Annotated in this window: 9 protein-coding genes; 5 read left to right on the top strand and 4 right to left on the bottom strand. The window is 58.4% G+C overall.

Translation table 11 applies throughout. The features are described 5' to 3' along the window. Window positions 1-17 precede the first annotated feature (17 nt). Window positions 18-329: a non-heme iron oxygenase ferredoxin subunit gene (locus O6929_09440; GenBank protein MCZ6480607.1), complete on the top strand. Its 312-nt coding sequence runs from the start codon at window positions 18-20 to the stop codon at window positions 327-329. Between the two features lie 7 nt (window positions 330-336). On the opposite strand, the gene O6929_09435 is transcribed toward O6929_09440, so the two are convergent. From O6929_09435 to O6929_09425, 3 genes are all read right to left on the bottom strand, one after another. Next, window positions 337-618: a hypothetical protein gene (locus O6929_09435; protein ID MCZ6480606.1), complete on the bottom strand. Its 282-nt coding sequence runs from the start codon at window positions 616-618 to the stop codon at window positions 337-339. 113 nt (window positions 619-731) lie between these two features. Next, window positions 732-1,598 carry an isoaspartyl peptidase/L-asparaginase gene (locus O6929_09430; GenBank protein ID MCZ6480605.1) on the bottom strand — a complete coding sequence of 289 codons (867 nt, stop codon included), beginning with the start codon at window positions 1,596-1,598 and terminating at the stop codon, window positions 732-734. Next, window positions 1,595-1,786, bottom strand: coding sequence for an AbrB/MazE/SpoVT family DNA-binding domain-containing protein (locus tag O6929_09425; GenBank protein ID MCZ6480604.1), 192 nt, complete (start codon window positions 1,784-1,786; stop codon window positions 1,595-1,597). Before O6929_09425 ends, O6929_09430 begins: the two co-directional genes overlap by 4 nt. Before the next feature lie 250 nt (window positions 1,787-2,036). Between O6929_09425 and O6929_09420 the strand changes: the two genes are divergently transcribed. From O6929_09420 to O6929_09410, 3 genes are all read left to right on the top strand, one after another. Beyond that, complete coding sequence (locus O6929_09420; GenBank protein MCZ6480603.1) at window positions 2,037-2,573, top strand: Mov34/MPN/PAD-1 family protein; 537 nt, start codon at window positions 2,037-2,039, stop codon at window positions 2,571-2,573. 3 nt (window positions 2,574-2,576) lie between these two features. Next, entirely contained in the window at window positions 2,577-3,413 is an 837-nt protein-coding gene (locus O6929_09415) for a TIGR02757 family protein (protein ID MCZ6480602.1), read from the top strand. A 239-nt stretch (window positions 3,414-3,652) separates the two neighbouring features. Beyond that, window positions 3,653-4,486 (top strand): deoxyribonuclease IV, encoded by an 834-nt coding sequence (locus O6929_09410; GenBank protein MCZ6480601.1) that lies wholly within the window; start codon window positions 3,653-3,655, stop codon window positions 4,484-4,486. A 19-nt stretch (window positions 4,487-4,505) separates the two neighbouring features. On the opposite strand, the gene O6929_09405 is transcribed toward O6929_09410, so the two are convergent. Next, window positions 4,506-5,042: a hypothetical protein gene (locus O6929_09405; protein MCZ6480600.1), complete on the bottom strand. Its 537-nt coding sequence runs from the start codon at window positions 5,040-5,042 to the stop codon at window positions 4,506-4,508. Between the two features lie 247 nt (window positions 5,043-5,289). Between O6929_09405 and O6929_09400 the strand changes: the two genes are divergently transcribed. Beyond that, window positions 5,290-6,663: a peptidoglycan DD-metalloendopeptidase family protein gene (locus tag O6929_09400; protein MCZ6480599.1), complete on the top strand. Its 1,374-nt coding sequence runs from the start codon at window positions 5,290-5,292 to the stop codon at window positions 6,661-6,663. Window positions 6,664-6,701 lie beyond the last annotated feature (38 nt).

Raw genomic sequence — 6,701 nt, 5'->3', positions numbered from 1 at the left:
GCTGCAAGGGAGGAACTATGGGCGAATTCATCAAGGTCGCTGAGACCAAAGATATTGCTGCCGGAACGGGAATCCTGGTGGAACTGGAGGGAGAACGGATTGCCCTCTTCAATGAGAACGGGACCTTCTACGCGATCGGCGACACCTGCACCCACTCGGGCGGCCCCCTCTCGGAGGGGGACCTGGATGGGGACACGGTGACGTGCCCATGGCACGGTGCCCAGTTCGATGTCAAGACTGGGGAAGCAATGGGCCCACCTGCCTCCGAGCCTGTCCCTAGCTACCGGGTGAAGGCGGAGGGAGGGGACATCCTCATCGAACGCCCGTAACGACGATTCAGCGGAGCGTTCTGATCTTCTCCGCGACGAGTACGTCACCCTCCTTCTTGAATGTGATCATGACCCGGTCCCCTGGCCTGACACCGCTGAGCTGTTCCGCCGTTGCCCGAAAGCTGAGGGGATTTCCAGTTTGGAAGTCCCGAATCTGGATGGCGGAGGGGCTCACGCTCAGGGCTTCCCCAACATGACCATTGGGACCCATGGAATCACAGGCCCAGGCCTGAGGTGCGAAAATGTAAAGAGAGGTAAGGAGACCGATAAGCCACATTTGCCATCGCATTCCGAGCCTCCTTTGCTATCCATGCCAATTTCTGACCGCAATACTAGCCCGCCGTGCGTTCGCCTGTAAAGGTGCTTTTTCTGACCTGAATCACGTAGGAGCTAGAAGATTTCTCAAGAGAGAAGGGTCGGAGTTTGGGCACGCTCGTCCATGAAGGCAGCGGGCATAAAGGGCGCATTGTGAGCATGACCCACGTGCCCCTCCCGATCAATCAAGATGATGCCGCCCTCCCCCTGTCCGCGCCGCTCTAGAATTTCAATGGCCATCCTCGCAGCATCCATGGGATGGCGGTTTCCCCCCAGAAGATCAACCGCGGTCTTTGCCAATACCACTCGGATAATGGCCTCCCCATTTCCCGTGGCGGAGGCCGCGCCCAAGAGCGCATCGGCGCATGTCCCACACCCGATTAACGCACTGTCCCCCACGCGGCCTGACCGCTTCCCGAGAAGGCCCCCCGTCGAGGTGGCCGCCGCAATGCCTCCCCTTTTGTCCATCGCCACCGCGCCGACCGTCCCGAACCCGGTCTCTTGCATTGCCTGCCATCTCGCGCGCTGCCGGTCTGTGATGAGATCATCCGGCGGGCACGTCTCGATCCCGATCTCCCGTGCAAACCGGTTTGCCCCTTCCCCCACCAGCAGCACATGGCGACCATCCTCAAGAAGGCGTCGGGCTAGTCGGATAGGATTTCGGATATGCTGCACCGCGCCCACCGCCCCAGCCTGCAGAGTCTGTCCCTCCACGACCGAGGCGTCCATCTCCACCTCGCCCGCGGCGTTAAGCACCGAGCCCCTCCCCGCGTTGAAAAGAGGATGATCTTCCAAAAAGGCGACTGCCTCCTCCACGGCATCCAAGGCTGACCCGCCTCGTACCAAGCACTCCCACCCTGCGAGGGCTGCCTCTCGACAACCTTCGCGGCGCTCGGCCCAGCCCTCTTCCGGAACCCGGCCGGCACCCCCGTGGACGATGATCAATGGCTTCATGCACCCGGCTCCTCAGGAGATCCTTCAGACCTGTCTCCCCCGCGTTCCACAACGTGAAGGGGCTTCAAAACGATGTGGCCTCCCCTCACCTCGATCTCAAGCAGGTCTCCTGCCTTTAACATCAGGTTTTTCCGCAACTTAGAAGGAATTGTGATCTGCCCCCGCTCCTTTAAAATTACACGGACCAAAGTGCACCTCCTTCAAAAAATCTGAATTACAGAAATTCTGACGATTTTTTTGGTCTCGTCAAGCAGAATTTGGTCTTGCCAGCCCCCAGCGCCTGAGGTATTTTTGTAACAACTGCTGGATGTCTGAAGAGCCTCAGTCAACGGGCACCACCACCGACCCCACGCCTTTGGCGCTTTCAGAGACCAGAGACTTTCTTACTTTTCGCAAAGATGCGGGGCTAACTAACTCCATTTACAAGCACGGATCGAGATGGAAGTCTATCTGAGCGAAAATGCCTTCATCGGCCTCCTCGTCTCTACGATCGAGGTATACCGCCGGGAGTGCTTTGGCATTATTCTCGGCCATAGCACTCCTAACAAGGTTTTTGTCGAGTTTGCGGTCCCGTACCAGACTGCCAATCGAAAGTATCGGGAGGTCCACATCGATTGGAACCGGAGTCAACGGGTGGAGGAGGCGGTCCGAAGCACGACCCGCTGGGAATGTGTCGGCGACTACCACTCCCATGCCAAGTACGGGCCGAGCCGGGCCACCACGCAGCTCTCGACACAGGACAAACAATACTTCAATGAAGGGACCGTCGGCATCGTAATGGCCGTCAACGACATCGCGAAGCCCAGACCCTGGGGTTATGTAAAGGGCGGCACCCTCTCGGGCGCCGTCAATGGCTATTCGATCCGGATTGCCGCCTACTATAAGTCTAAAGATCAGATCGCGAAAACCCACATCATCTGTCCTTATGCCATAGGCTTCATGGAGAAGCGGCAGGACTCGCTTCGGGAGCGCTAGCATATGCGGGTCCGGCTGAGCGGGCCCCCCTTGCGCCTCAAATCCTATCTGGACAGCCTCTATCACACTTATGATCTGAGCTACCTTTCCACGTCGGCCCTCAAATTTCCCCGCCGGTACCACCGACCCGAAGATATCGAGGTGGTGGCGTTTATCGCCAGCTGCTTTGCGTACGGCCGGGTGGAAGGGTTTACCCCCCCGATCGACGCCCTGCTCCACGTATTAGGTCCCCAGCCCTACCAATTTCTCTTGCAATTCAACCCCAAGCACGATGGTGAGAGATTCCGCGGGTTCTTGTACCGCTTTAACACCGGGAGGGACGTTATCTGCCTCCTCTGGTTCCTCCGACAGGCGCTGGAGCGGCATGGATCTCTCCGCGCCCTTACCCTTACCGGGTACAGCGATCGACATGAAGACACCCGAGCAGCATTGACCACCCTGGTTGACCAGCTTCTCGAGTTGGACCCGCAACCGGTCTATCGCAGAGGCCATCTCTCGAAAGGGATGCATTATCTCCTCCCAAACCCGAGGCGCGGAGGGGCGTGCAAACGCCTGCACCTTTTCCTCCGCTGGATGGTCCGGCGCGACCACATCGACTTCGGCCTCTGGCCCGACCTCACACCCTCGAAGCTGATTATCCCCCTGGATACCCATGTGGCCCAAGTCTCGAGGCAGCTCGGCCTCACTCGGCTGAAGAGTCCGGGCCTGGCCATGGCACTCGACATCACCCAGAACCTAAAGCGTTTCGATGCGGCCGATCCGATCAAGTACGACTTTGCCCTTTGCCGCTTGGGCATGTTGGGCAATCGTTCAGAGTTAAGAGTTCACGGTTCAGGGTAAAAGCGGTTCAGGGTTACGGGTTCACCGTTCAGGGTAAAGAACTGATCCGCTGCTGAACGGTCACCGTCTGTAAGCATCAATTTCCAATGACGAGACGATCCCGTCGCACCATCAACTCTGAACCCTGAACTGTCAAGCATGAACCGTAGGCGCGGATGCGGAGATGGCCAGTGAGGCGCTCGAAGGGTACCCTAAGCCGTAAACGCTTCAGTCGGGCAGGGCCGAGGTTGGGGGCGCACATGTCCATCGCTGGTGGGGTAGACAAAGCACTGCTCCGAGGCCACCAGATCGGCTGTGACACGATCCAGATCTTTACGAAGAACAACAACCAGTGGCGAGCCAAGCCGCTCACAGATCGCGAGATCAAGACCTACCACCAACATCGCGCAACGACTGGAATCTGGCCTGTTGTGGCCCACAACGGCTATCTGATCAACCTGGCCTCTCCACAAGCAGAGTTGTACAGGAAATCGCTGGAGGCTCTCTTGGTCGAAGTGGGGCGAGCGGCAGTTCTGGAGATCCCGTACCTGATCATGCACCCGGGCGCGCATGTCGGGGCTGGAGAGGCAGATGGTATCAAGCGGGTTGTGAATGCGTTTGACGTGGTCTTGGATCGCACCAAGGGTTTCCCCGTCGTCATCTGTCTGGAGACCACGGCCGGCCAGGGATCCAGCTTAGGCTACCGCTTCGAGCATCTGGCGGCGATCCGAGAGGGGGTAGCGCAACGGGAACGGGTCGGGGTGTGCGTCGACACGTGCCATATCTTTGCCGCAGGATACGAAATCCGGGGCCGGAAGGCCTACGAACAAACCATGCGGCACTTCGACGATGTGATCGGGCTGAAACACGTCAAATGCATCCACCTGAACGACTCCCAGCGAGAACTGGGGAGTCGGGTGGACCGCCATGCCCACATCGGTCAGGGTCACATCGGCTTGGAAGGGTTCCGTCTCTGCTTGAACGATCCAAGACTTCGGCGCATTCCCATGATCCTCGAGACCCCGAAAGGGGAAGACCCCGCGGCTGCTGACCGCCGAAACCTGGGCGTTCTCCGCAGCCTAGTCAGGAGATAGTGCTGGCGTAGTACCGTGTTTATTCCCTGGGGGGAGGAAACGTGGGGATTGGGCTGTAACTAAAGTCAAAGCCGGGGCGTTGTGGAAGCCCCCGCTCTTCTTGCTGCTTGGGAAGGTGGATTACCGCCAGAATCCTCTTCCAGCTTTCGGCTGACACCGTGAGCGCCTCCTCCAGCTTTGGGACGCTTTGAGCCGGAACGCGATCCATCAATGCCTGCAGGAATTCTTTTTCCCTTTGCGCCGACGTCGTCGCAATGGTCCTGGCCCGCTCCATCCCCTCCTTAGAAGGATACAAACCGCTTTCGATGCGATCCAGGACGAGGATGATGCGCTCTCGCGAGGTTTCGACGACCTGAATGAATTCGATAACTTCGAGGTGCAACTCCTCCGGAACCGCCGTGGACACATCCATCAGGGTAGAGACATTTCTCGTGGTGAGGTTTTTTGTCGTCTCCTTGGGTCCGGTGAGATCCAAAGTGGCAGCAGAAACGAAGGTGGCAAGGCCCAGACCCGTGAGGGCGCTTCCCAGAACCCCACATAAATGCCGCCACCCCATCACGCTCTCCACGACCATTTCCCGAGTACGCTAGAAAAGGTATCGCATCGGGACACGGAATACCACAGGAAATCTACCAAGCCCCCCCCAGAACCCTTGCGAATCCGAACCGAACAAAACATAGACACAGAGCGCCTGACACCTTGTATATCAATAACCTATAATCAATACTCTCATCCATCTCTTAAAAAAATCATTGCATTGGGTTTAATTATTTGTTATAAGCCAGCACCAACGGGAGGGGGTATTGCGAGATTTCAAGTCGCGAGGGGATATTGACCGACTCCTGAAAGGGCAGCGACCCGTATCCAAGGGCCCCGGTGGAGTCGGGGTGGGGCTTTCTCTCGCAGGATTCTTCTTTTGCTCTGCCCTCGTCATTTCCTTTCTCCTTCCAGTCGGGAAGAGAACCCCCGAGCCTCCACAACCGGCTTCCATATCCACTGCCGCATCCCCTCCCGTAGCAGAGTCCCCCTCCCCCGTCGCTCGACGTCCATTCCACAAGGTGATCAATGGCGCGATAAAACAGGGGCAAACCTTTGCTCAGGCCCTGAGCGCCAAAGGCCTCTCCCACCATCTGATCCATCAGCTCAGTCGCGCCCTCCGGCCGTATCTCAACTTTCGAAAGATTCCGGCAGGGGCAACCTTTCAAGCCACACTGGATAAGAGCGGAGACCTCCTCCGTTTCCTGTACCAGGCCTCCCCTCTGGAGTCCTACGAGGTGACCCGGAAGGGAACAGGGTATCGGGTGGCCAAGCACGAAGTCCCCATCGAACGACGGGTGGAAAAAATTGCGGGGAAGCTCAAATCTTCCCTTTTCGAGAGCATGGATGCCCTCGGGGAAAAACCCGAGCTCACCATTCAGCTTGTCAACATCTTCCTCTGGGATTTCGACTTCAACAGCAACGCTCAACTCGGAGATCAATTTCGGCTCTTAGTCGAGAAGGAGTACGGCGGTGGGAAGTTCCTCCGCTACGGGAAGATCCTCATCGCCCAGTATGAGACGCGTAAGAAGACATACACCGGGATCTATTTCAAGACCCAGCGGGGCAAAGGAGACTATTACACCGTTAACGGTCGATCCGTTCGCAAGACCTTCCTCCGCTCCCCAGTCCGGTTCACCCGCATCAGTTCCCGCTATTCCCACCGCAGGCGCCACCCGGTCCTGGGCGGGGTGAAGCCCCACCTCGCCGTCGATTATGCCGCCCCCCCCGGCACGCCGGTTTGGGCCGTCGCCGACGGGGTGGTCCTCTCGGCCGGACGGAATGGGGGGAACGGCAAGTCGATCCTGATCCGGCACCGACTGGGCTATCGCACCATGTACAACCACCTCTCGCGGTTCGCCAGGCGAATCCGCAAGGGGGCTCGCGTTCGACAGAAACAGGTCATCGGCTACGTGGGCTCGACCGGTCTCGCTACGGGATCCCATCTCGATTACCGCGTGATCAAAAATGGTCGGTTCGTCAACCCCCTCACACAGAAGTTCATCCCGGGAGACCCGATCCCCAAGTCTCAGCGGGCCAGGTTCCGCCGTCTCCGCAACCAACTCGTCAAGCAGCTCCAGCCATCCCCCACTCCGGCGACCGCCCGCAGCCAGCTCCGAGATCCTGAACCCGACAGCTGAATGGCCTCCGAGCAGCCAGGTTGACCGAGAAAAAGGCT

This window comes from Candidatus Methylomirabilota bacterium (assembly GCA_027293415.1).
Lineage (GTDB): Bacteria > Methylomirabilota > Methylomirabilia > Methylomirabilales > CSP1-5 > CSP1-5.
Note: the sequence above shows the minus strand (reverse complement) of the source record. Positions and strands in the feature narration are given on the sequence as shown.

What these genes read in the sequence shown, in the direction of transcription:
- O6929_09440 (MCZ6480607.1), top strand. Translation starts at nt 18, where the DNA reads ATGGGCGAATTCATCAAGGTCGCTGAGACCAAAGATATTGCTGCCGGA.
- O6929_09435 (MCZ6480606.1), bottom strand. Translation starts at nt 618, where the DNA reads ATGCGATGGCAAATGTGGCTTATCGGTCTCCTTACCTCTCTTTACATT.
- O6929_09430 (MCZ6480605.1), bottom strand. Translation starts at nt 1,598, where the DNA reads ATGAAGCCATTGATCATCGTCCACGGGGGTGCCGGCCGGGTTCCGGAA.
- O6929_09420 (MCZ6480603.1), top strand. Translation starts at nt 2,037, where the DNA reads ATGGAAGTCTATCTGAGCGAAAATGCCTTCATCGGCCTCCTCGTCTCT.
- O6929_09415 (MCZ6480602.1), top strand. Translation starts at nt 2,577, where the DNA reads ATGCGGGTCCGGCTGAGCGGGCCCCCCTTGCGCCTCAAATCCTATCTG.
- O6929_09410 (MCZ6480601.1), top strand. Translation starts at nt 3,653, where the DNA reads ATGTCCATCGCTGGTGGGGTAGACAAAGCACTGCTCCGAGGCCACCAG.
- O6929_09405 (MCZ6480600.1), bottom strand. Translation starts at nt 5,042, where the DNA reads ATGGGGTGGCGGCATTTATGTGGGGTTCTGGGAAGCGCCCTCACGGGT.